This is a genomic window from Hylemonella sp. P2_B10 (genome assembly GCF_056404875.1).
Window position 1 is genome coordinate 908,221 of sequence record NZ_JBFUDE010000003.1, and the last position, 22,123, is coordinate 930,343.

The 22,123-nt window shown below is 67.0% G+C and carries 16 protein-coding genes; 11 read left to right on the forward strand and 5 right to left on the reverse strand.

Annotated elements, in window-relative coordinates:
• Window positions 1–10: 10 nt before the first annotated feature.
• On the reverse strand, window positions 11–1,279 hold the full coding sequence (locus tag AC1DX2_RS16625) for a D-amino acid dehydrogenase (RefSeq protein ID WP_477197463.1): 1,269 nt from the start codon (window positions 1,277–1,279) through the stop codon (window positions 11–13).
• A 164-nt stretch (window positions 1,280–1,443) separates the two neighbouring features.
• Between AC1DX2_RS16625 and AC1DX2_RS16630 the strand changes: the two genes are divergently transcribed.
• From AC1DX2_RS16630 to AC1DX2_RS16640, 3 genes are read left to right on the forward strand one after another with little or no spacing between them, the layout of a single operon-like run.
• The gene (locus tag AC1DX2_RS16630; protein ID WP_477197464.1) at window positions 1,444–2,319 is read left to right on the forward strand and encodes a formate dehydrogenase accessory sulfurtransferase FdhD; all 876 of its coding nucleotides are present in this window, start codon (window positions 1,444–1,446) and stop codon (window positions 2,317–2,319) included.
• Window positions 2,320–2,338: 19 nt separating this feature from the next.
• Window positions 2,339–4,858, forward strand: a complete 2,520-nt coding sequence (locus AC1DX2_RS16635; RefSeq protein WP_477197465.1) for an ABC transporter permease — start codon at window positions 2,339–2,341, stop codon at window positions 4,856–4,858.
• A 35-nt stretch (window positions 4,859–4,893) separates the two neighbouring features.
• Complete coding sequence (locus AC1DX2_RS16640) at window positions 4,894–5,298, forward strand: group II truncated hemoglobin (protein ID WP_477197466.1); 405 nt, start codon at window positions 4,894–4,896, stop codon at window positions 5,296–5,298.
• Between the two features lie 44 nt (window positions 5,299–5,342).
• Here the strand turns inward: AC1DX2_RS16640 and AC1DX2_RS16645 are convergent, their stop codons facing one another.
• Window positions 5,343–8,945 (reverse strand): indolepyruvate ferredoxin oxidoreductase family protein, encoded by a 3,603-nt coding sequence (locus tag AC1DX2_RS16645; protein ID WP_477197467.1) that lies wholly within the window; start codon window positions 8,943–8,945, stop codon window positions 5,343–5,345.
• Between the two features lie 85 nt (window positions 8,946–9,030).
• Between AC1DX2_RS16645 and AC1DX2_RS16650 the strand changes: the two genes are divergently transcribed.
• A complete protein-coding gene (locus AC1DX2_RS16650; protein WP_477197468.1) occupies window positions 9,031–9,561 on the forward strand; it encodes an Lrp/AsnC family transcriptional regulator in 531 nt (176 codons plus the stop codon).
• Window positions 9,562–9,570: 9 nt separating this feature from the next.
• Here the strand turns inward: AC1DX2_RS16650 and AC1DX2_RS16655 are convergent, their stop codons facing one another.
• From AC1DX2_RS16655 to AC1DX2_RS16665, 3 genes are read right to left on the reverse strand one after another with little or no spacing between them, the layout of a single operon-like run.
• The gene (locus tag AC1DX2_RS16655) at window positions 9,571–11,178 is read right to left on the reverse strand and encodes a gamma-glutamyltransferase family protein (RefSeq protein WP_477197469.1); all 1,608 of its coding nucleotides are present in this window, start codon (window positions 11,176–11,178) and stop codon (window positions 9,571–9,573) included.
• A 37-nt stretch (window positions 11,179–11,215) separates the two neighbouring features.
• Window positions 11,216–11,581: a RidA family protein gene (locus AC1DX2_RS16660; RefSeq protein WP_477197470.1), complete on the reverse strand. Its 366-nt coding sequence runs from the start codon at window positions 11,579–11,581 to the stop codon at window positions 11,216–11,218.
• 19 nt (window positions 11,582–11,600) lie between these two features.
• On the reverse strand, window positions 11,601–13,910 hold the full coding sequence (locus tag AC1DX2_RS16665; protein ID WP_477197471.1) for a TonB-dependent receptor: 2,310 nt from the start codon (window positions 13,908–13,910) through the stop codon (window positions 11,601–11,603).
• 471 nt (window positions 13,911–14,381) lie between these two features.
• On the opposite strand from AC1DX2_RS16665, the gene AC1DX2_RS16670 reads away from it, so the two are divergent.
• The 7 genes from AC1DX2_RS16670 (at window position 14,382) to AC1DX2_RS16700 (ending at window position 22,107) form a co-directional block, all read left to right on the forward strand.
• Entirely contained in the window at window positions 14,382–15,101 is a 720-nt protein-coding gene (locus tag AC1DX2_RS16670) for a helix-turn-helix domain-containing protein (protein ID WP_477197472.1), read from the forward strand.
• A 140-nt stretch (window positions 15,102–15,241) separates the two neighbouring features.
• Window positions 15,242–16,375 carry an NAD(P)/FAD-dependent oxidoreductase gene (locus AC1DX2_RS16675; protein ID WP_477197473.1) on the forward strand — a complete coding sequence of 378 codons (1,134 nt, stop codon included), beginning with the start codon at window positions 15,242–15,244 and terminating at the stop codon, window positions 16,373–16,375.
• Complete coding sequence (locus tag AC1DX2_RS16680; RefSeq protein ID WP_477197474.1) at window positions 16,369–17,853, forward strand: M81 family metallopeptidase; 1,485 nt, start codon at window positions 16,369–16,371, stop codon at window positions 17,851–17,853. The genes AC1DX2_RS16675 and AC1DX2_RS16680 overlap by 7 nt, the downstream gene beginning before the upstream one ends.
• A 27-nt stretch (window positions 17,854–17,880) precedes the next feature.
• Window positions 17,881–19,152 (forward strand): MFS transporter, encoded by a 1,272-nt coding sequence (locus AC1DX2_RS16685; RefSeq protein ID WP_477197475.1) that lies wholly within the window; start codon window positions 17,881–17,883, stop codon window positions 19,150–19,152.
• A gap of 44 nt (window positions 19,153–19,196) precedes the next feature.
• Window positions 19,197–19,964, forward strand: a complete 768-nt coding sequence (locus tag AC1DX2_RS16690) for an SDR family oxidoreductase (RefSeq protein ID WP_477197476.1) — start codon at window positions 19,197–19,199, stop codon at window positions 19,962–19,964.
• Between the two features lie 36 nt (window positions 19,965–20,000).
• A complete protein-coding gene (locus tag AC1DX2_RS16695; protein WP_477197477.1) occupies window positions 20,001–21,302 on the forward strand; it encodes an amino acid deaminase in 1,302 nt (433 codons plus the stop codon).
• A 10-nt stretch (window positions 21,303–21,312) separates the two neighbouring features.
• Window positions 21,313–22,107 (forward strand): sulfite exporter TauE/SafE family protein, encoded by a 795-nt coding sequence (locus AC1DX2_RS16700; RefSeq protein WP_477197478.1) that lies wholly within the window; start codon window positions 21,313–21,315, stop codon window positions 22,105–22,107.
• Window positions 22,108–22,123: the final 16 nt, after the last annotated feature.

The following is a 22,123-nucleotide window of genomic DNA, read 5'->3' on the forward strand; positions in this document are numbered from 1 at the left end:
ATGGTCGTTCTCAGCCCCGCCAGGCGCTGCGGTAGCGCGCCATGGTCAGGCCGTCCATGGCGATGTCCGGCTTGCGGCCCGAGATCAGGTCGGCAATCACCCGGCCGGTGCCGGCGGCCATGGTCCAGCCCAACGTGCCGTGGCCGGTGGCCAGCATCAGGTTGGCATAGGGCGTGGGGCCGATGATGGGGGTGCCGTCCGGCGTCATGGGCCGCAGGCCGCACCAGAAGCTGGCTTGTGACACATCGCCCCCCTTGGGGAACAGGTCGGTCACCACGTGGTTCAGCGTCTCGCGGCGCGGCTCGCGCAGCGCCAGGCTGAAGCCGGCCAGCTCGGCCGTGCCACCGACGCGGATGCGGTCGCCCAGGCGCGTGACCGCCACCTTGTGGGTTTCGTCCATGATGGTGGACTCGGGCGCGAACTGCGCGTCGGTGATGGGCACGGTGATGGAGTAACCCTTCACCGGGTACACCGGGATGTGGATGCCCAGCGGCTTCACCAGCTGCGGCGTGAAGCTGCCGAGTGCCGCCACATAGTGGTCGGCCTGCAGCAGACCGCCGGCAGTGCGCACGCCGGTGATCTTGCCACCGGCAAAGTCCAGGCCGTCAATCTGGGTGTTGAAGTGAAAGCGCACGCCCAGTTCGGTGGCCATCTCGGCCAGCTGGTTGGTGAACTTGAAGCAGTCGCCGGTCTCGTCCCCGGGCAGGCGCAGGGCGCCGACGAACTTGTCTTGCGTCAGCTTCAAGGCCGGCTCCACCTTGGTGAAGCCTTCGCGGTCCAGCACCTCGAAAGGCACCTTGTACTGCTGCAACACCTCCACGTCCTTGGCGATGCCGTCCAGCTGCGCCTGGGTGCGAAACAGCTGCAGCGTGCCCTGGGCACGGTCGTCGTAGGCGATGCGGGTGTCCGCGCGCAGTTGCTTCAGGCAGTCGCGGCTGTATTCGGCGATGGGCACCATGCGGCTCTTGTTCAGCGCATAGGCTTTTTGCGTGCAGTTGGCCAGCATGGCCGCGCCCCAGCGCCACATGGCCGGGTCCAGCAGCGGCCAGATCACCAGCGGGCTGTGCGTCATCATCATCCACTTGATGGCCTTCACCGGCACGCCCGGCCCAGCCCAGGGCGATGAATAACCAGGCGACACCTCGCCGGCATTGCCGAAGCTGGTTTCCAGCGCCGGGCCGCTCTGGCGCTCCAGCACCTCCACCTCGTGGCCCGCCTTGGCCAGGTAGTAGGCGATGGATGTGCCGATGACGCCGCTGCCAAGCACCAGTACTTTCATGTGTGGGGACTCCTGGGGTTGATGGTTCCATGAGGTCATCGGCGCAGCCAACCCCTTGTGCGGGCGGGCCGCCGGTGCCTCTGGCAGAACTTTAACCGGTCCCGGGGTTATGCCCGCCAACCCTGCATTCATGGGGACTTGCGGCTTGCCCGGATAATGGCCGCATGAGCTCAAGCACCGTCACCTTGCCGCCCCTGCCCCTGCTGACGCAGGCGCGCGCGCCGCTGACCTGCGATATCACCGCCATCAACGAGCTGGGCCAGCCGCAGGCGGTGGCCATCCCCGCCGAGCGCGCGCTCACCGTCTACCTGGACAAGCGCGAGCTGGTCACGCTGATGACGCTGGGCGCCGCGCCCGAGCTGCTGGTGCTGGGCTTCCTGCGCAACCAGCGGCTAGTGGGCTCGGCGCACGACATCGCCTCCATCACCGTGGACTGGGAAGTCGGCGCCGCCGCCGTGCGGACGCACGCCGGCGTGGCCGATCTGCAAGCGCGCACCGCCAAGCGCGTGGTCACCACCGGCTGCGGCCAGGGCAGCGTGTTTGGCGACCTGATGGAGGACATCGACAACATCCGCCTGCCACCCAACACGCTGACGCAGGCGCAACTGTATGGCATCGTCAACGCCATGCGGGTCCAGGAAAGCACCTACAAATCGTCCGGCTCGGTGCATGGCTGCGCGCTGTTCCAGGGAGAGCGCATGCTGATGTTTGTGGAAGATGTCGGCCGCCACAACGCCATCGACACCATCGCCGGCTGGTTGTGGATGCAGCAGCCTGATGTGGCCACCGGGGCCGACAAGGTGTTCTACACCACCGGCCGCCTGACCAGTGAGATGGTCATCAAATCGGCGCAGATGGGCGTGCCCATCGTGGTGTCGCGCAGCGGCATCACCCAGATGGGGCGGGAGATCGCCCAGCGCGTGGGCCTGTGCACGGTGGGGCGGGCACTGAACAAACGCTTCCTGTGCTACAGCGCACCTCAGCGGCTGCAATGGCAGCCCGAGCTGGCCGGCGCGCCTGTGGCCAGCAGCGCGGCATGAACACATTCAAGGTGGACTGATGGCGATTTCTCCATGGCTTTTGGGTTGGCGCACGCTGCTGCGCGACCTGCGCTCGGGCGAGTTGCGCCTGCTGGTGGTGGCCGTGGTGCTGGCCGTCGCCGCATTGACGGCCGTGGGCTTCTTCGCCGACCGGCTCAAGGGCGGCCTGCAGCGCGACGCCCGCCAGCTGCTGGGTGGCGACGCCGTGCTGGCCAGCGACAACCCGCCTGCCTCGACGCTGGTGGACCAGGCACGCGCGCTGGGCTTGGCCACGGCCACCACCACGGTGTTTCCCACCATGGCGCGGGCGAAAGAGGAGCAAGGCGGCGCCAGCAAACTGGTGGCGCTGAAGGTGGTGCCCGCCGGTTACCCGCTGCGCGGCAGCCTGACGGTGGCCGCCCAGCCCGGCGGCGCCCAGGGCCTGACGCGCGAGGTGCCGGCCCGGGGTGAAGCCTGGGTGGACGCCGCGCTGCTGGGCGCCCTGGGCCTGCGCATGGGCGACCGCTTGTTGCTGGGTGACAGCGCCTTGCGCATCAGCAAGGTCATCGTCATCGAGCCGGACCGGGGGGCGGGCTTTTTGAATTTCTCGCCGCGCGTGATGATCAACCAGGCCGACGTGGAGGCCACCCACCTGGTGCAACCCGCCAGCCGGCTGACCTACCGGCTGGCAGTGGCCGGCAGCGATGCGGCGGTGACGGCCTTTGTGAAGTCGGCGCAGCAGCAGGTGCAGCAGGGCCAGGTGCGCGGTCTGCGCATCGAATCGCTGGAGGGTGGCCGGCCTGAGATGAGCCAGACCATGGCGCGGGCCGACAAGTTCCTGAGCCTGGTGGCGCTGCTGGCCGCGCTGCTCAGCGCCGTGGCCGTCGCCCTGGCCGCGCGCGGCTTTGCCGCCAACCACCTGGACGACTGCGCCATGCTGCGCGTGCTGGGCCTGAGCCAGCGCAGCATTGCCCTGGCCTACAGCACCGAGTTCACGCTGATCGGCCTGTTTGCCAGCGCCACCGGCGTGCTGCTGGGCTTCGTGGTGCACTACATTTTCGTGCTGCTGTTGGCCGGCCTGGTGGACGCCAGCCTGCCCATGCCCACGCTGTGGCCGGTGGCCTTCGGCATGGGCATGGGGCTGACATTGCTGCTGGCCTTTGGCCTGCCGCCCGTGCTGCAACTGGCGCGCGTGCCACCGCTGCGCGTGATACGCCGCGATGTCGGTGGCCTGAAGCCCGCCAGCCTGGGTGTGCTGGGCGTGGGCGTGGCCGGTTTTGCTGCGCTGTTGCTGGCTGCCAGCAGTGATGTGATGCTGGGGCTGATTGCGGTGGGTGGCTTTGCCGCCGCTGTGCTGCTGTTTGCCGCACTCAGCTGGTTGGCGGTGAAGCTGCTGCGCCTGAGCGTGAACGAGACCACGGCGCCGCGCTGGCTGGTACTGGCCACGCGGCAGATCTCGGCCCGGCCGGCCTATGCGGTGGTGCAGGTCAGCGCGCTGGCGGTGGGCCTGCTGGCGCTGGTGCTGCTGGTGCTGCTGCGCACCGACCTGATAGGCAGCTGGCGCAGCGCCACGCCACCGGACGCACCCAACCGCTTCGTCATCAACATCATGCCCGAGCAGGCCCAGGCTTTCCGCCAGGTGCTGGCCAGCGGTGGCGTGGCCAAGTACGACTGGTTCCCCATGATCCGCGGCCGCCTGGTGGCGGTGAACGGTCAGCCCCGCAGCGCCACCGACTACCCCGATGAGCGGGCCAAGCGTCTTATAGACCGCGAGTTCAACCTGTCGCACAGCGCCACGCTGCCGGCCAACAATGTACTCACCGCTGGCCGCTGGGCCGACAACGAGGCCGGCGCCATCAGCATGGAAGAGGGCATTGCCAAGACGTTGGGCCTGAAGCTGGGTGACCAGCTGCGCTTTGACATTGGCGGCACGTCGGCGGACGCCAAGATCACGTCGCTGCGCAAGGTGGACTGGGGCTCCATGCGGGCCAATTTCTACGCCATGTTCCCGGTGGCCGAGATGGCCGACCTGCCGGCCACCTACATGACGGCCTTCAAGGCGCCGGACACCGCCGGTTTCGACAATGCGCTGGTGCGCCAGTTCCCCAACATCACGGCGGTGGACGCCAGCAGCACGCTGCTGCAGGTGCAGCGCGTGCTGGACCAGGTGGTCAGCGCGGTGGAATTCTTGTTTGGCTTCACGCTGGCGGCCGGCCTGGTGGTGCTGTTTGCCGCCGTCACGGCCACGCGCGAAGAGCGCGCGCGCGAATACGCCATCATGCGCGCGGTGGGGGCCAAAGGCAGCCTGTTGCGTCAGGTGCAGCGCGCCGAGCTGGCTGGCGTCGGCATGCTGGCGGGTTTTTTGGCATCCGCCGTGGCGGCCGTGATTGGTTGGGCGCTGGCCAGCCAGGTGTTTGAGTTCCCCTGGACCATGTCCATCTGGGTGCTGCCGGCCGGTGCCGTGGCCGGCGCCGTGCTGGCGCTGGCCGCCGGCTGGTGGGGCCTGCGGGAGGTGCTGAACCGCCCGGTGGTGCAGACGCTGCGCCGCGCGGCAGAGTGACGCGTGCATGTTTTTGAAGAGGTGAGTTTGCGGCCATGCAGATAGAAGAAAAGTCGGAGCACGCCACGCCGTTTGAGTGGATCGGTGGCGAGGCCCGCGTGAAGGCGCTGGTGGAGCGCTTTTATGACCTGATGGATTTGGAGCCCGGCTACACCGCGCTGCGCGCCGCCCATGGCAACACGCTGCAGGACGCACGCGACAAGCTGTTCTGGTTCCTGTGCGGCTGGCTGGGCGGGCCCAACCACTACACCGACCGTTTCGGCCACCCGATGCTGCGGGCGCGTCACCTGCCGTTCAAGATCGGCATCCTGGAGCGCGACCAGTGGCTGGCGTGCATGGCGCAGGCGATGGTGGAGACCGGTGTACCCGAGGATTTGCAGGCGCGGTTGAAGGCGTCATTTTTTCAGACGGCGGATTGGATGCGCAACCAGGGTGGATGATGCGGCTGGCGCGGCCGTACGGCGCGCGTGCGCGAACCACCCTGTCAATGCGAAGCGACGACCTCAATCCCCCGAATCTGCCCCGCCTTGGCCGCTGACGCCGGCCTGGCATAGCGCTGCGGTGCAAAGCGGTGCAGCAGCTCCGCTTCGCGCGCACGCGCCAGCGCCAGATTGGCGATCTTCACGTGGCCGAAGCCGCGTATGCGCTGGGGCAGCGCGGCGATCTGCGCGGCCAGCAGCTGGTTGTCGGGCGTCAGCTCGGCGGCCAGCTCGTCCAGCCGGGCCTCGAACTCGGCGATTAGCGCGCGCTCCAGCCGGCGCTCCTGGGTGTGGCCGAACAGGTCCAGCACGGTGCCGCGCAGCGCCTTGCCACGCGCCAGCAGCCGCATGGCGGGCATCAGCCAGGGGCCCAGGCGCATCTTGGCGGGGGCCTGGCCGTTCTTGGGGCGGGCCAGCAAGGGCGGCGCCATGTGGAAGCCCAGCTTCAACTCGCCTTCAAACTGCTCGGCCAGCCGGGCGGCGAAGCTGCCGTCGGTGTACAGGCGCGCCACTTCGTACTCATCCTTGTAGCTCATCAGCTTCAGCAGGCTGCGCGCGGCGCTGGTGCTGAAGGGCAGGGCGGGGTCGCCGCCGCCCAATGCGGCTTCCTGGCGCTGGATGGCGCGCAGGCGGCGCTCGAACTGCTGGGCCCAGGCGGAGTTCTGGTACGCGGTCAGGTGGGCCATGCCGCGGGCGATCAGGGCGTCCAGTGACTCGTCTTGCGGCGGTGCGCTGCGCGCGGCGCGCAGCTGCTCCAGCGCTTCGGGGCGCCAGGCGGCCAGGCGGCCCAGGGCCAGCGCCGTGTGGTTGGCCTGCACCGCCACGCCGTTGAGCTCGATGGCACGCGTCAGCGCGGCCAGGCTGACCGGCACCAGGCCAAGCTGCCAGGCGTAGCCCAGTGCCAGGATGTTGGCGCCCACGGTGTCGCCCATGAATTGCTCGCACAGCGCCTGGGCGTCGAAGGTCTGCACCTGCGCGTCGCCGGCCACGAAACGCAGCTTGTGCAGCAGCAGCTCCACCTTCAGGTCGGCATCCGGGTTGCGCATGGACTCGGCCACCGGGTTTTCGTGCAGGTTGGCCAGGATGCGGGTGCGGCCGTGGCGCACGGTTTGCAGCGCCTCGGGCGACGCGCCCACCACGATGTCGCAGGCCAGCACGGCGTCGGCCTGCTGCGTGTCTATGCGCACCTGGTTCAGGCGCTGCGGGGTGTCGGCCAGGCGCACGAAGCTCAGCACCGAGCCGCCCTTTTGCGCAAACCCCATGAAGTCCAGCACGCTGGCGGACTTGCCCTCCAGGTGCGCCGCCATGGCCACCAGCGCGCCCACGGTCACCACGCCGGTGCCGCCGACACCGGTCACCAGCAGGTCATACGGCCCGGTCCAGGTGTGGGCGGCGGGCGTGGGCAATTGCGCTACCAGTTGGTTGAACGCATCCATGCCACCGGCGTCACCTGCGAGGGCGCCCAGTTTTTTGCGCAGGCGCGCGCCGCTGACGCTGACAAAGCTGGGGCAAAAGCCCTTGGCACAGGAGTAGTCCTTGTTGCAGCCGGTCTGGTCGATCTTGCGCTTGCGGCCCAGCGGGGTCTCCTGCGGCAACACGGCCACGCAGTTGCTCTGCACGGTGCAGTCGCCACAGCCTTCGCACACGGCTTCGTTGATGAACATGCGCGTGTCCGGATCGGGCAACAGGCCCTTCTTGCGCCGGCGGCGCTTCTCGGCGGCGCAGGTCTGCTCGTAGATCAGCACGGTCACGCCCTTGATCTCGCGCAACTGGCGCTGCACGGCGTCCAGCTCGGCCCGGTCGTGGAACTCGGTGCCGGCGGGGAAGCGGTTTCGGATGCTGTCGTACTTGTCGATGTCGTCGCTCACCACCACCACCCGCACCACGCCTTCGGACTCCACCTGGCGTGCGATGGCGTCCACGCTGATCACGCCGTCCACCGGCTGGCCGCCTGTCATGGCCACCGCGTCATTGAACAGGATCTTGTAGGTCAGGGTGGCCTTGGCCGCCACCGCCTGGCGTATCGCCAGGTAGCCCGAGTGGTAGTAGGTACCGTCGCCCAGGTTCTGGAACACGTGCGGCGTGCGCGTGAACATGGAGTGCGACACCCAGTCCACCCCTTCGCCGCCCATCTGTATCAGCCCGGCCGTGCTGCGGTCCATCCAGTTGGCCATGAAGTGGCAGCCAATGCCGGCGCGCGCCGTGGAGCCCTCGGGCACCTTGGTGCTGGTGTTGTGCGGGCAGCCGGCGCAGAAGTAGGGCAGGCGCTTGACCGAGTCGCTGGCATTGGCCAGCAGCTCGGGCGGCGTGAAATCGCGCACGTGCTGAAAGTGGTTGTTGAAAGCGGTGTTGCCGGGGAAGTGCTCGCCCAGCCAGTGCGCCACCAGCTCGATCAGGCGCGAGGGCCGCAACTCACCCAGCGCGGACACCAGCGGCTGGCGCGCGCGGTCTTGCTTGCCGACCAGCGCGGGGCGGGTATGGGCCGGCAGGTTGTAGAACAGGTCGCGCATCTGCGCTTCCACCACCGAGCCTTTTTCTTCCACCACCAGGATTTCGCGCAGCCCGGTGGCAAAGCTTTCCATGCGCGTTTGCTCCAGCGGAAAGCTCAGGCCCACCTTGTACAGGCGCACGCCCACGCGCTCCAGGTCTTCCACCGTGATCTCCAGCCGGCGCAGCACCTCCATCAGGTCGTAGTGGGCCTTGCCGCAGGTGACGATGCCCACGCTGGCCTGCGGGCTGGGGATGACCAGGCGGTCCACACTGTTGACGCTGGCAAATGCGGCCACGGCGTTGAGCTTGTCGGTCAGGCGCGATTCGATGCGCAGCGAGGGCAGGTCCGGCCAGCGGTAATGCAGCCCGTCGGCCGGGGCGGTGTAGCCGGTTCTGGCCTGCACCAGCTCGGCGTCGGCCCAGGCGGCGGTGCGGTGGTGGATGGCGTCCAGGTCCACCGTGCTGGCGCTTTCCACCACTTCTGACAGCGCCGCCATGCCCACCCAGGCGCCGCTGAAGCGCGACAACGCGTAGCCATACAGGCCGAACTCCAGGTATTCCGCCACGCTGGCAGGCTGCAGCACCGGCATGCCCCAGGCCATGAAGGCGTGGTCGCTCTGGTGCGGCATGCTGGACGACACGCAGCCATGGTCGTCCCCCGCCACCACCAGCACGCCGCCGTGGGGCGACGAGCCATAGGCATTGCCATGCTTCAGCGCATCGCCCGCGCGGTCCACACCGGGGCCTTTGCCGTACCACATGGCAAACACACCCTCCACCGTGCGCTCGGGGTCGCTCTCCACCCGCTGCGTGCCCAGCACCTGCGTGGCGGCCAGTTCCTCGTTGATGGCCGGCACGAACTTGATGCCGGCATCAAGAAAGCGCGGCCCGGCCTTCCAGATCGCCTGGTCCACCATGCCCAGGGGTGAGCCGCGGTAACCGCTGACAAAGCCCTGCGTGGCCAGGCCACGCTCGCCGTCACGCTGGCGCTGCATCAGCATCAAACGCACCAGCGCCTGGGTGCCAGTGATGTACACCACGCCGCTGGTCGCCCATAAGTTGTCGGCCAGTTGGTAGTCGGGGCGGGCCAGTTTCACAGCGTCGGGCAGCATGATCATGCTTGCATTTTCATTCCGCTTCAGAAGTAAATGATTCCTCTCTATACTGGTGAAACCCCCATTTACCGGAATGCTGTACTCAAAAATGGCCTCAAACGAAGAAACTGTTTCTCTGGATAGTTACTCGCTGCAAATCCTCTTTGAACTGCAGCGCGATTCGCGCCAGACTGTGCAGCAGATCGCCGATGCGGTGGGTCTGTCGGCCACGCCGTGCTGGCGCCGCATCAAGGAGATGGAGGCCGCCGGCGTCATCCGCGGCTACACCGTGGTGGTGGACCGTGAGAAGGTGGGGCTGAACCTGGCCGCTGTGGTCGAGGTCAACATCGACCGCCACAGCGAGTCCCAGGTGCGCGAGTTCGAGCGGGCGGTGGCGGCTTCGCCGCAGATCGTCCAATGCGTGTCGGCCACCGGGCCGTCAGATTACATCCTCACCGTGCTGGTGCCGGACATCAAGCATTACGAGGCTTTCTTGCACGCCACGCTGTTCCAGCTGACGGGTGTCACGCATGTGCGCTCGGCCATTGTGCTGCGGGATGTGAAGGTGGCGTCCACGCTGCCCATTGGGCCGGCGGCTACAGCAACCGCCAAGCGGCCGAAGGCGACGCGGCGGCGCTAGTTCAGCAGGTCAAAACCCCACGGCGGCGCCATCCCGGCGCGGGTCGCTGGCAGCCACATAGCCCTGTGTGCCCGCATCCCCAAGGCGCCAGATGAACTGGCCGGCGCCAAAGTCCTGGTAGCTGTCGCGTATCAGATCCAGGTGGTGCCCACGCGCGCGCAAGCCTTCCACCGTGGCTGCAGGCATGTGCGGCTCGACGTTGATGGTGAGCCCCGTGTCGTAGCGCCAGCGCGGCGCATCGCAGGCGGCCTGCGGGTTCTGGTCGTAGCACAGCATGCGCACCAGGGTCTGCATGTGTCCCTGTGGCTGCATGTTGGCACCCATCACGCCCAAGGCCATCACCGGCTGGCCTTGCTGCGTCAGGAAGCCCGGGATGATGGTGTGGAAAGGCCGCTTGCCCGGTGCCACCACATTGGGGTGGCCGGGGTCCAGCGAGAAGGCGTGGCCGCGGTTCTGCAGGCTCACGCCATAGCCCGGCAATACGACGCCCGAGCCGAAGCCCATGTAGTTGCTCTGGATGAAGCTCACCATCATGCCTTGTTCGTCCGCCGCCGCCAGGTAGATGGTGCCGCCCTTGGCCGGGTTGCCGTGGCCGAACACCTGGGCACGCTGCGGGTTCACCAGGCGGGCGCGCGTGGCCAAGTAGGCGTCGTCCAGCAACTGTTCGGCGTCCAGCGCCATCGCGTGTGGCGCGGCGACGTGTCGGTACACGTCGGCAAATGCCAGCTTCATGGCCTCGATCTGCAGGTGCACCGACTCGGCGCTGTCCGGCCCATGGCGCTTGAAATCCAGCTTTTCCAGAATACCCAGCGCCATCTGCGCAGCCATTCCTTGTCCGTTGGGTGGGATCTCGTGCAGTGTATGGCCGAAGACGTCCTTGGCCAGCGGCACCACCCACTCGCAGTGGTAGGCGGCCAGGTCGGCCTCGGTGAGCGCGCCGCCGTTCGCTGCTGAAAAGCGCGCCAGCGCCGACGCGATCTCGCCGCGGTAAAAGCTCTCGCCCCGGGTCTCGGCAATCAGCCGCAGGCTGTGCGCCGCGTCGGGAAACTTGAACAGTTCGCCCACGGCCGGCGCCCGGCCGTTGGGCAGAAAGGCCTGTGCGAAGCCGGGTTGCGTGGTCAGCTCCTGCAGCACCACAGCCTGCGCCCACTTGCCCTGCACGATGGGCGGCACGGCGTAGCCGCGCTCGGCCATCTCGATGGCAGGTTGCATCAAATCTGCGAACGGCAGCTTGCCAAAGCGTGCGCTCAAGCCCGCCCAGGCGCTGACGGCGCCCGGCACCGTGACCGAGCCCCAGCCGCGCCGGGGGATGTCCTGTGCGCCAAAGTAGCCCGGCGTCCACGCGCCGGGCGCCGTGCCCGAGGCGTTCAGGCCGTGCAGTTGCTGCCCGTCCCACAAGATGCAGAAGGCGTCTGAGCCCAGGCCGTTGCTGCAGGGCTCCACCACTGCCATGCAGGCGGCAGCGGCCACGGCGGCGTCCACCGCGTTGCCGCCCGCGGCCAGCATGCGCAGGCCGGCTTGTGCGGCCAAGGGGTGGGAGGTGGCGACGACGTTGCGCGCGAACAGCGGGCTGCGCAGGCTGGTGTAGCCCGCCTGCCAATTGAAAGGGTTGGCCAAGGTGTGCAAAGGGATGTGCCGCGTGGTGCGCGGCGTTTCAAGTGATGAGGGCCTGCACTTCCACCTCGACCCGCGCGCCGGCATACAGCACCGCCTGCACGCAGGACCGGGCCGGCAGCGCATCGGCCGCAAAGTAAGCGGCGTATTCCTCGTTGAAGGCGGCGAAGTCAGCGAAGTCGGCCAGCCAGACGGTGGCGCGCACCACCTGGTCCAGGCGGGCGCCGCACTCGGCCAGCGTGGCACTGATGCGCTCCAGGACGACCCGGGTCTGCACCCGGATGTCGCCCTCGACGATCTTGAACTGCGCGTCGATGGCCAGCACGCCCGACAGGAACAGGTGCGGCCCGGCGCGCACGGCCTTGGAGAACGGCACCGCCAGCGGTGTCGGGTAGCGGGTGATCATGCGCCAAGCTGGTCCGGAGTCAGAACCGACGCATCACGCTGACCGTTACCGTTCGCGGAGCGCCGCTGGGAGCGGACGGAACCAGGCCGTTGGCGGCGCGTAGCACGAAGTAGTCGCGGTTCTGCACGTTCTTTACCAGCAACTGCGTGTTCCACAGGCCGTCCGCTGAGTCGTAGCCGACCGACAGGTTCAGCAGCCCGTAGCCCGGTTCGCGCAGGATGGCGGCATTGCTGGGGTCGAAGTTGGCGTCGCTCTGGTGGAAGTAGTCGGCCGTCACATAACCTTCGCCGCTGCCTATCGGCATGCCGTAGCGCGCCGACAGCACATAGGTCAACTGCGGCGCGTTGTTGAGCCGGTTACCCGAGGCGTCGTAGGTGTTGACGCCGGCGGTGAAGCGCGGGTCACCGGTGACGAAGGGCACCAGCGCGTTGGGCACCAGCGCGCCGCGGAAGCTGTTGTACTTAGCATCCAGCCAGGTCGCCTTGGCCGACAGCGTGAAGCGCGGGGTCACCTTGGCCTCGGTCTCCAGTTCCAGCCCGCGCACGGTGGCCGTGGCGGCGTTGGCGATCTGCACGTTGCCGGGCGAGATCGCCTGCTGCACCTGCAGGTCGGTGTAATCGTAGTCAAAGGCCGTCAGGTTCAGCAGCAGCTTGCGATCCAGCCACTGGGTCTTGAAGCCGGCTTCCAAGCTCTTCAACTTTTCCGGGTTGAAGCTGATGCCGGCGGCGTTGCTGGCGGCGTAGTTGAAGCCACCGCTCTTGAAACCTTCGGCGTAGGTGGCGTACAGCAGCGCCTGCGGCGAGGCCTTCCAGTTGATGCCCACCTTGGGCGTGAAGGCCGACCAGTCGCGCTCACGTGGATCGGCCGGCCCCGGGTAGATGAACGGAAAGCCCGGCAGCGACGCGCCCAGCGCCGGTGCCGCGCTGTAGTCGTTGCTTGTGTAGCTCTGCTTGAAGCGTTTGGTGTCCTGTGTGTAGCGGCCACCGAACTCCAGGCTGACGCCGTTGTCGAAGTGGTACGAGCCTTGCGCGAACACCGCCTTGGAATTGGCTTCCAAATCGGGTGCGATGTGGTTGTAGACCCGGGTGGTGTACACGGCCGACACGTTGTCGGTGATGTTGTGCTCGCTGATGTAGTAGAGGCCGGCCACGCCATCGAACTGCTTGGAGTTGTAGGTCAGGTTGAACTCCTGACTGAACTGCTTGGCCTTCTCGGCCTGGTAGATCTCCGCGCCCCGGAACTCGCTGGCGTCGGCATCCAGTGACAGCGCGTATTGCGTGTCGCGGTAGGCGGTGATCGAGCGCAGGGTCAGGTTGTCGCTCAGCTTGAACAACACGTCTTGCGCGATGCCGCCGCCGTAGCTGGAGAGGTGGCCCGGAAAGTCCAGCGCCACCTTGTGGTAGCTGCCGATCAGCGAGTTGGTCACTGCAAATACCGGTGGAAAAGGCGGCGTGCGGTAGGGCGCCAGGATGTGGTCGTAGCTCTGCATCGCCTGGTCGATGTTGTAGTAGTCCAGGCGCGTGGTTGCCTCAACGGTGCTGTTGGGTGTCCAGCGGAGTTGCGCGCGCAGGCCCTGGCGGTGTGCGTCGGCCACGCCGGACTTGCCGGCCACCACGTTGTCCTCATACGCGTTGCGGGCCTCGCGGTTGACTGCAATGCTGGCGGCCAAGGTGCCATCCACCAGTGGGCCGCTGGCGAAACCCTCGGTGCGCACCAGGCCGTAGTTGCCAAACGATTGCTTGAACCGCCCCTCGAAATTGGCGCCGGGCGTGATCGAGATGATGTTGACGACGCCGCCCACGGCGTTGCGCCCAAAGGTGGTGCCCTGCGGACCGCGCAGCACCTCGACGCGGTCGACGTCGAAGAAGTCGGAGTATTGCTGGAACGGCCGCGCCAGGTAGACGCCATCCAGCAGCATGGAGACATTGGGGTCGGAGCCGTTGAACACGTTGTTGGTGCCCACGCCGCGTATGTAGATCGACGGACTGGCCGTAACTTCGCCAACCTTCAGACTGGGCGAACTTTGGGCCAGGGCTTGGATGTTGTTGGTGCCGGCCGCGTTGAGCTTGTCGCCGGAAAACACGGAGACCGCGATCGGCGTCGACTGCACCGCCGTGCGGCCCGTCTTGGTCGCGGTGACGTAGACCGTGTCCAGGTTCGCGGGCGCGGCGGGGTCCGGCGTGGCTTGGGCGGTTGCGCCGGCTGCGGCCGCCGATGCGGGCGGCGTGACGACCGCATTGGCCGGACTGCTCTGCGACCAGGCGCCGCCAGGCAGAAAAATGAGGGGGACGGCGAGCAAGGCGAATTTGCCGCGAGAGGGGGTCTTCATCAGTCTTTCCTTTTTGAACATGTCAGAGCGCATGGGGTTTGTGTGTGGCTGGACCATCTGTTTGGGGAATTTATCGACTAAGCATGATCATACATATTTTTGTCACATAGGCAAATTATTTTCCAATTGACTCTAAATTGATCATTGACGTTCTGTCTGGCGCAGCAACGTGGCTGCAACCTCGGGTGCTGCCCTGGTGCTTTGTGGCGCGTTGGGTCTGCGCCGTAGGGTGCTGCTGTTGTAGGGCGTGGCGCGCGGTGGGGGCGGGTCTGGCGGGCGTGGACTGGGATGTTTCCGCCCATTGACCGGTGGTGGGGAACGGGAAACGCTTTACGATGGTGCTTGCGGACGGGTGTTGCGGTTACGCCAAGCAACAGCGCGTCCCCAGGGAGTGAGGTCTCTTTGATACCATTTCTTTTCAATTGAGAGAATAATTTGGCGTACAGGAATTTTTTGGAGTACAATACGAAAATGGGCACTGCGATAACAAACGACTCGACCACTCTGGGGCAGCGTCTCCGGGCGATCAGAAAAGAAAATGGCTGGAAGATTGCTGACGTGGCTCAGATGACTGGCCTGGCCGTGTCCACCATCTCCAAGGTGGAGAACGGGCGGATGTCCCTGACCTACGACAAGCTGACGCAGCTGGCCAGTGGTCTGGGGATGGACCTGGCCGATGTGTTGGCACCCCGTTCGCGCCCCGCGGTGGCGGCGCCGCTGATGGTCACCGGGCGCAGCAGCGTCACCCGCCCCAAGGACTACTACCACATCTCGGCGCGCGACTACGACTACTGGTACCTGAACAGCGATCTGACGCAAAAGGCCATCATCCCCATCCTGGGCGAGACCCGCGCCAAATCCATCGAGGAGTTCGGTGAACTGATCCGCCACGAGGGCGAGGAGTTCCTGTTCGTCCTTGAGGGCAGCGTGCTGGTCTACACGGAGTTCTACAGCCCGGTGCGCCTGGATGTTGGCGACTGCATTTACATCGACAGCACGATGGGGCATGCCTACATCGCGGTGGATTGCGACAAGGCGCGATTCCTTTGCGGTTGCTCCAAGGACGACAAGAGCCACATGGTGCGCACACCTCGGGTCGAGGGGCCTGAGGGCGTTTCCGATGAGGCCCCGAGCGGGCGCAAGCGGGCTGCGCCCGCCCGTGCCAAATCGGCCACGGTGAAGCGCAGGTAGCCGACCGTCGGCAGCTGCAAACACTGGCTTTGCTTCCGAGTTGAGTTTCGTCCGGCAGTGCGTCTTCTTGCGTCATTTCAACGACTTGATCCCATGACCCACTGAATACGGAAGCCGGTGTGAATAACTCAAGATTCGATATGGCCATTGTCGGCGCGGGGATTGCGGGCGCCTCGATGGCGGCCCATCTGCCACCGGCGCTCAAGGTGCTGATTCTCGAAGCCGAGGACGCGCCAGGCTTCCATTCGACCGGCCGTTCGGCCGCGATTTATTCGGGGATCTACGGCAACCAGCTGGTGCGCACGCTGTCGCGCGCCAGCTTCCCGTTCCTGGCTGCACCGTCGGCCGGTTTTTGCGATGTCCCGCTGGTCTCGCCGCGTGGCTTGCTGTTCACGGCCCGTGCCGATCAGATGGGGGCGTTCGAACAGATGCGTGCGCAGCCAGATGTGCGCGCCGCCACCACTGCGCTCACCGGCGAGCAGGTCTGCGCCTTGTGCCCGCGCCTGAAGCCAGGCTATGCCATCCAGGCGCTGTACGAGCGCGGCGGGTACGACATCGATGTGGGCGCGCTGCATGGGGGCTTGCTGCGACAGGCCAGGCGCAATGGCGCACAGTTGATCATGCGCGCCACGGTGACCGCCTTGGTCGCCACCCGGGACAGCTGGCGCATTGCCACGTCGGCCGGAGACTTCGAGGCCACCATTGTGGTCAACGCTGCCGGTGCCTGGGCCGACAAGGTGGCCGGGCTGGCGGGGGCTGCGGCTTGCCGGCTGGAGGCCCGGCAGCGCACCATGGTGCTGATGGACGTGGCCGGCGAACCGCTGCCGCATGACAGCCCGATGGTGGTGGACGTGGAGGAGCAGTTCTATTTCAAACCCGAGTCCGGCGGTGTCTTGCTGTCGCCGGCGGACGAGACGCCGGTGCCACCGGGCGATGTGCAGCCGGAAGAGCTCGCAGTGGCCACCGCCATCGACCGTGTGGAGACCGCCACCACGTTCGCGTTTCGCCGCATGCGCAGTGCCTGGGCGGGCATTCGCTGCTTTGCGCCGGACCGTTCTCCCGTGGTTGGCTTCGATCCTGACGTGCCACGGTTCTTTTGGCTCGCGGGGCAGGGGGGCTATGGCATCCAGACCGCACCAGCGCTGGGCAGGCTGTCCGCGGCCCTGGTGACCGGAGACGCATTGCCCACTGATCTGATGGATGGCGGTGTCACCGTGGGCGAGTTGTCGCCAGCGCGAGCAGAACTTCAAGCCAGGGTTGAAGCGCCATGCTGAGGGTCTTTGCCGCCGGTCTGCAGTGCGAGACCAATACCTACTCGCCGTTTGTTGCTGGCCTGCACGCCTTTGAGGAGGGCGGCATGCTGCGTGGCGCCGAGGCGTTGGCCGGCCAGGGGGCGGACCATGCCGCGGCCCGGCAATGGCAGGTGATGAGCGAACGCGATGGCCATGTTTTCACGCCCAGCTTGTTTGCGCTGGCGCACCCCTCTGGCCCGACAGTCCACGCCACCTACGAGGTCTTGCGCGACGAAATCCTGCGCGATCTGCGGGCCGCCGGCGGTGCGGATGTGGTCTTGCTGTTCCTTCACGGGGCCATGGTGACCACCGAGTGGGTCGATTGCCAGGTGGACCTGGCGTGCCATGTGCGGCGGGTGGTCGGGGATGATGCTGTCATCGGCATCGAGCTGGACCCGCACTGCTACCTGGAGCAGGCGCTGTTGGACGCCGCCGATGTGGTGCTGCTGATGAAGGAGTATCCGCACGATGATTTCGTGGCCACCGCGCAAGACCTGTACCGCATCTGCATCGCAGCCCGGCATGGCGCGGTGAAGCCGGTCTCCGCGCTGTTTGACTGCCGCATGGTGGGCTTCTATCCCACCACGGCCGAGCCCATGGCTAGCTTGGTGGCCGCCATGCGCGCTGCGGAGCAGGAGCCCGGCATGTTGTCGGTCAGCTTCGTGCACGGTTTTCCCTGGGGGGACATGCCTAGTGCCGGCTCGCGGGTGCTGGCGATTGCGGATGGCGATGCCGAGCTGGCCACCGCCACCGCGCGGCGCATCGGCCTGGAGATTTATGGGCACCGGCATGCGCTGCTGCCCAACATCCCGTCGGCGGACGACGCGCTGACCGAAGCGCTGGCGACGCCCGGCCTGGTCGTGATTGCCGACATGGGCGACAACCCCGGCGGCGGTGCGCCGGGGGACAACGTGGCACTGTTGCGCCGCATGCGCGAGCGTGGCATCACCTCGGGCGCCGTGGGTGGCGTGTGGGACCCGATGGTGGCGCAGATGTGCGCCGAGGCGGGTGCGGGCACCAGCCTGCAGTTGCGCCTTGGCGGCAAGACCGGGGCCGCGTCGGGAGAGCCACTGGACGTGCGCGCGATCGTGCGTAGCGTATCCGCCGGACACACGCAGCTGGGACTGGGCGGTTCGACCGTGGCGCTGGGCATGTCTGCCTGGATCGAGGTGGATGACATCCATGTGGTGGTGGTGAGCGTGCGTACGCAGACCTTCGACCCCAGCTTGTTCACGCGGCTCGGTTTGGACCTCAGCGACAGAAAGATCGTCGTTGTCAAATCCAGCCAGCATTTTTATACCCGTTTCCAGCCCATCGCAGCGCGCATTGTCCGGGCGGCGACGCCTGGTGCGTTGAACATGGACTTCGCCCGCCTGGACTACGTACGCAAGCGAGACCAGGGCTACTTCCCCCGCCAACCTGACCCACTGCAAGCGGGGGAAGGTCCCTTTACCTCCTGAACCCTTCAACCGAGAGACAACACAACCATGGACAGCGCGACGGTTCAACCCTCAGAACTCCAGCAGCATTGGCGCCTGCTGGTGGCGGCCACGGTGGGCATGGCATTGGGCATGCCCACGTTGGCGTTGTTCAGCATCGGCATCTTCGCGCCCATATTCTCCAAGGAGTTCGGCTGGCCTTTCGCCGCCATCATGGGGGGGCTGATGTTCGCCTCGGTGCTGATCCTGGCGGTGGGCCCGTGGGTCGGGCGCGTCATCGACAAGCGCGGCGCGCGGTCCGTTGCCGTGTTGTCGCTCGGCGGCCTGGGCCTGGGCTACATGACGTTCGGGCTGGCCAGCGGGTCGCTGGTGCAGTATTACCTGAGCTGGCTGCTGTTTGCCGTGCTGGGCATGGGTGCGACCGCCATCTCGTTTTCCCACGCCATCAACGAGCGCTTCTCCAGGCAACGCGGCATCGCGCTGGGCATCACCCTGGCGGGCTCGGGCATCTACGCCGTGCTGGTGAAGGTGTTGGGTACCTGGCTGATTGCTGCGATCGGCTGGCGCATGACCATGGGCGCGATCGGCGCGCTGCCGCTGCTGGTTGGTATACCGCTGGTGCTGTGGGGGTTCCCCCGCCGTGGGGCGGTGGCGGCTGCGGCCCGCCAAGGCGGCCGGGGCGAAGCCGGCATCGAGCACACTGGCCTGTCGGCGCGGTCGGCCTTCCGCAACCGTGCCTTCTGGTTGATCGCCCTGGCATTTGTGCCCATCGCATTGGCCAATGGCGCGCCCCTGCCCAACATGGAGAACATCCTCAAGACGCTGCGCATCGGCGCGGCCGAGGTGGTCCAGGTCACGTCGCTGATCGGCTTGTCCATCCTGGTTGGGCGGGTGGCGGGGGGCTGGCTGATCGACCATTTCTGGGCCCCGGCTGTGGCCAGCATCCTGCTGGTCTGCGCCGCCGGTGGATGCCTGATCCTGGCGCAGGACCATGTCAGCATGGCGCAGGCCGCGCTGGCCGTGGTGCTGCTGTGCGTGGCAGCCGGCATGGAGTTTGACCTGCTGGCCTTCCTGATCGCGCGCTACATCGGCGTGCGCAGCTACGGCACGGTCTACAGCGTGCTGTTCGGCATGTTCGCCATCGGCGCCGGCGGCGGCCCGGCCCTTCTGGCCCGTGCATTCGACGTCACGGGGAGCTACGCCTCGGGCCTGGTGGCATGTGGTGCGGGCCTGGCCTTGGCGACCATCCCCTTGCTGCTGCTGGGTGCCTACCCCCAGTTCACCGGCGCAACCGGTGCAACCGGCGACCGCCATTCTTGAGCGCTGCCGTCGTGGCAGATGGCCTGAATTTCCAAGGAGTTGACATGACACAGACGCATGGCCGGCTGGCCGGCAAGAATGCATTGATCACTGGCGCATCACGCGGCATCGGCCGCGCGATCGCCGTTGCCTTTGGCCGCGAGGGCGCCAACGTGGCCGTGAACTACGTCAGCGACCAGGCTGCCGCCGACGCCGTGGTCGGCGCGGTGCGGCAAGCCGGCAGCGAAGCTGTGGCGCTGCAGGCCGATACGGTGGACCCCCAAGCACTGCGGCAATTGTTTGCCGACGCTGAGCAGGCCTTTGGCGGCCTGGACATTGTTGTCGTCAACGCCCACCCCGGCTGGGGTGAGGGCGCGCCGACGAAGGTTTCCGAAGCAGACATCGACCAGCAACTGGCCGTGCTGAAGAGCTACATTGTGGCGCTGCAAGAGGCTGGCCGGCGCGTGCGCGACGGCGGTGTAGTGATCTGCATCTCCTCCGGCACCACGCGGCTGGCGGTGCCTCAGCACTGCCTGTATGCGTCCACCAAGCTGGCCATCGAGCAGATGGCGCGGGCGCTGTCGCGCGAGGTGGCGCCGCGCGGCGTGCGCTCGGTGTCGCTGGCGCCGGGTCTGACCAAGACGGACCGCATTGCCGGCTTGAATGTCGGCCCCACAGGCTCGGCACCCGCGCCCAGCGTGGCCACGCCCTTCACCCGCCCGGGCGAGCCGGAAGAGGTGGCGGACGCCGCCGTGTTCCTGGCCTCGGCCGAGGCGCGTTGGGTCAACACCACCACCGTGTACGTCAACGGCGGCGCGGTCTACGCCCAATAACCTTTCACCCCAGCCTGCACACCCGCCCGTTACCCAATGCCCCCATCGCTTGACCTCGCCCCGCTGCTGGATGCGCCCGTTCCCCCGGGCCAGAAGGGTCTGCCGGTGGCGGCCGCCGGCTTGCCGCTGCGTGCCGTAGGACAGCAGGGCTGGCACCTGTTCGATGGCGGTGTTCTGTTTCCGGCTTGCGTCATCCAGCGCAGCGCGCTGGCACACAACCGCGCCACCATGGGCCGCTTTGCCGCAGAGGCGGGTATGCGCCTGGCGCCGCACGGCAAGACCACCATGGCGCCGCAACTGTTTGATCTGCAATTCCAGGATGGCATCTGGGGCCTGACGGCCGCCACGCCGGCGCACCTGATGGTGTACCGCCGCTATGGCGTGCAGCGTATCCTGTATGCGAACCAGCTGGTGGACCCGGTTGGCATCGCCTTTGTGCTGGACGAGATGGCGCACGACCCCGCTTTCGAGTTCATCTGCCTGGTGGACAGCGTGGCCGGCGCGCGCCAGCTGCACGATGCCGTGGCCCAACGCCCCGCAGCGCGCCCGCTGGACGTGTTGATCGAGGTCGGCGTGCAGGGCGCCCGCTGCGGCGTGCGCACCGAGCAGCAGGCTGTGGCGCTGATCGCGGAGGTGGGCCGTATGGCGCCGCACCTCAGGTTGCGGGGTGTGGAGGCGTTCGAAGGGGTGGTTTCCACCGACGCCAGGGGAGCGCAACAGGTGCGCGAACAGTTGGCGGTTGTCCGGGTAGCGGCTGAGACGCTCACCAGCATGCCTTCAGCGGCCGGTGCCGCGCCGCGCCTCATCATCTCTGCCGGCGGGTCGGCCTTCTTGCAACTCGTCGCCAGCGAGCTGGCGACTTGGCCACTGGATGCCGATTACATCCTGCGCAGCGGCTGCTACATCACCAATGACCACGGCATGTACGCCCGGGCGCAGGCGGACCCGGCGCTGCGCGGTGCGGTGTGCCTGGCAGAGGGCTTCAGGCCTGCCCTGGAAGTGTGGGGACAGGTGCTGTCGCGCCCCGAACCGGACCGTATCATTGTCAATGTGGGCAAGCGCGACGTGTCGCACGACATCGAGTTGCCGCGTGCCTTGCACTGGGTACCGGACGGCCAGCGCGTGCCTCTGCCGCTGTCGGGTGCCGAAGTGGTCGGCCTCAACGACCAGCATGCCTGGATCACGCTGCCTGCGGACCACGCGAATCACCCGATAGCCGTCGGCGACCGGGTGGCGCTGGGCTGTTCGCACCCCTGCACCACCTTTGACAAGTGGAAGTACCTGCTGGTCGTGGATGACGACTACCAGATCGTGGACGCCATCGCCACCTGCTTTTGAGTTGGAAGGTGTGCTGTTGGACTACGGAGTATTTGCAGGGATAGGCGTTGTCGCGGGCATCCTGTCCGCTCTGCTGGGCATAGGCGGCGGCCAAGTGCTGGTGCCCTGTCTGCTGGCGGCACTGGGAACGTCACTGTCCGGTGACATGTTGATGAAGACCGTGCTGGCCACTTCACTGGCCACGATTCCCTTCACCGGCGGCTGGACGGCCTACCAGCAATCGCGCGCGGGCAATGTCGACACCGCGAAAGTGGGTCGGCTGGCGCTGGGCGTGGTCGCTGGTGCCTTGCTTGGTGGCTTTGCGGCGCCCTGGGTGCCGGGCGATGTGCTGAAGGCTATCTTCTGCGTTTTCGCCTTCTATGTCAGCCTGCAGATGCTGGCGGGGCGCCACCCCCGGTTCGAGTCCGGCTGGAGCAGCCGCTCGGCCACCATCGCTGGCGCCGCCACCGGGGCGCTGTCTTCCTGGGTGGGTATTGGCGGCGGCGCTGTGGTGGTGCCTTACCTGCTTGCCGTGGGTGAGCCGGTGGCCCGGGCTACGGGCATCTCCTCGGCGGTGGGTGTGGTGGTGGCGGCATCGGCCACGCTGGGTTATGCGTGGAGCGCCTTGGCACAAAGCGTTTCGCTGCCGCACCAACTGGGGTTTGTGCACCTGCCGGCTGCCGCCGGGGTCGTGGGCGGCTCGTTCTTTGGCGTGTTGATCGGCATGCGGCTGGCGCGGGCGGTGCCCACGCTGTGGGTCAAGCGCCTGTTCGCGGTCACGTTGCTGGCCGCCGGCGTGAAGATGGCGCTCAGCCTGGTGGGCTGAGCCGCTACCGCCCCGT

What these genes read in the sequence shown, in the direction of transcription:
- AC1DX2_RS16645 (WP_477197467.1), bottom strand. Translation starts at nt 8,945, where the DNA reads ATGATCATGCTGCCCGACGCTGTGAAACTGGCCCGCCCCGACTACCAA.
- AC1DX2_RS16695 (WP_477197477.1), top strand. Translation starts at nt 20,001, where the DNA reads ATGCCCCCATCGCTTGACCTCGCCCCGCTGCTGGATGCGCCCGTTCCC.
- AC1DX2_RS16650 (WP_477197468.1), top strand. Translation starts at nt 9,031, where the DNA reads ATGGCCTCAAACGAAGAAACTGTTTCTCTGGATAGTTACTCGCTGCAA.
- AC1DX2_RS16635 (WP_477197465.1), top strand. Translation starts at nt 2,339, where the DNA reads ATGGCGATTTCTCCATGGCTTTTGGGTTGGCGCACGCTGCTGCGCGAC.
- AC1DX2_RS16630 (WP_477197464.1), top strand. Translation starts at nt 1,444, where the DNA reads ATGAGCTCAAGCACCGTCACCTTGCCGCCCCTGCCCCTGCTGACGCAG.
- AC1DX2_RS16685 (WP_477197475.1), top strand. Translation starts at nt 17,881, where the DNA reads ATGGACAGCGCGACGGTTCAACCCTCAGAACTCCAGCAGCATTGGCGC.
- AC1DX2_RS16665 (WP_477197471.1), bottom strand. Translation starts at nt 13,910, where the DNA reads ATGAAGACCCCCTCTCGCGGCAAATTCGCCTTGCTCGCCGTCCCCCTC.
- AC1DX2_RS16670 (WP_477197472.1), top strand. Translation starts at nt 14,382, where the DNA reads ATGGGCACTGCGATAACAAACGACTCGACCACTCTGGGGCAGCGTCTC.
- AC1DX2_RS16625 (WP_477197463.1), bottom strand. Translation starts at nt 1,279, where the DNA reads ATGAAAGTACTGGTGCTTGGCAGCGGCGTCATCGGCACATCCATCGCC.
- AC1DX2_RS16660 (WP_477197470.1), bottom strand. Translation starts at nt 11,581, where the DNA reads ATGATCACCCGCTACCCGACACCGCTGGCGGTGCCGTTCTCCAAGGCC.
- AC1DX2_RS16690 (WP_477197476.1), top strand. Translation starts at nt 19,197, where the DNA reads ATGACACAGACGCATGGCCGGCTGGCCGGCAAGAATGCATTGATCACT.
- AC1DX2_RS16640 (WP_477197466.1), top strand. Translation starts at nt 4,894, where the DNA reads ATGCAGATAGAAGAAAAGTCGGAGCACGCCACGCCGTTTGAGTGGATC.
- AC1DX2_RS16675 (WP_477197473.1), top strand. Translation starts at nt 15,242, where the DNA reads ATGGCCATTGTCGGCGCGGGGATTGCGGGCGCCTCGATGGCGGCCCAT.
- AC1DX2_RS16680 (WP_477197474.1), top strand. Translation starts at nt 16,369, where the DNA reads ATGCTGAGGGTCTTTGCCGCCGGTCTGCAGTGCGAGACCAATACCTAC.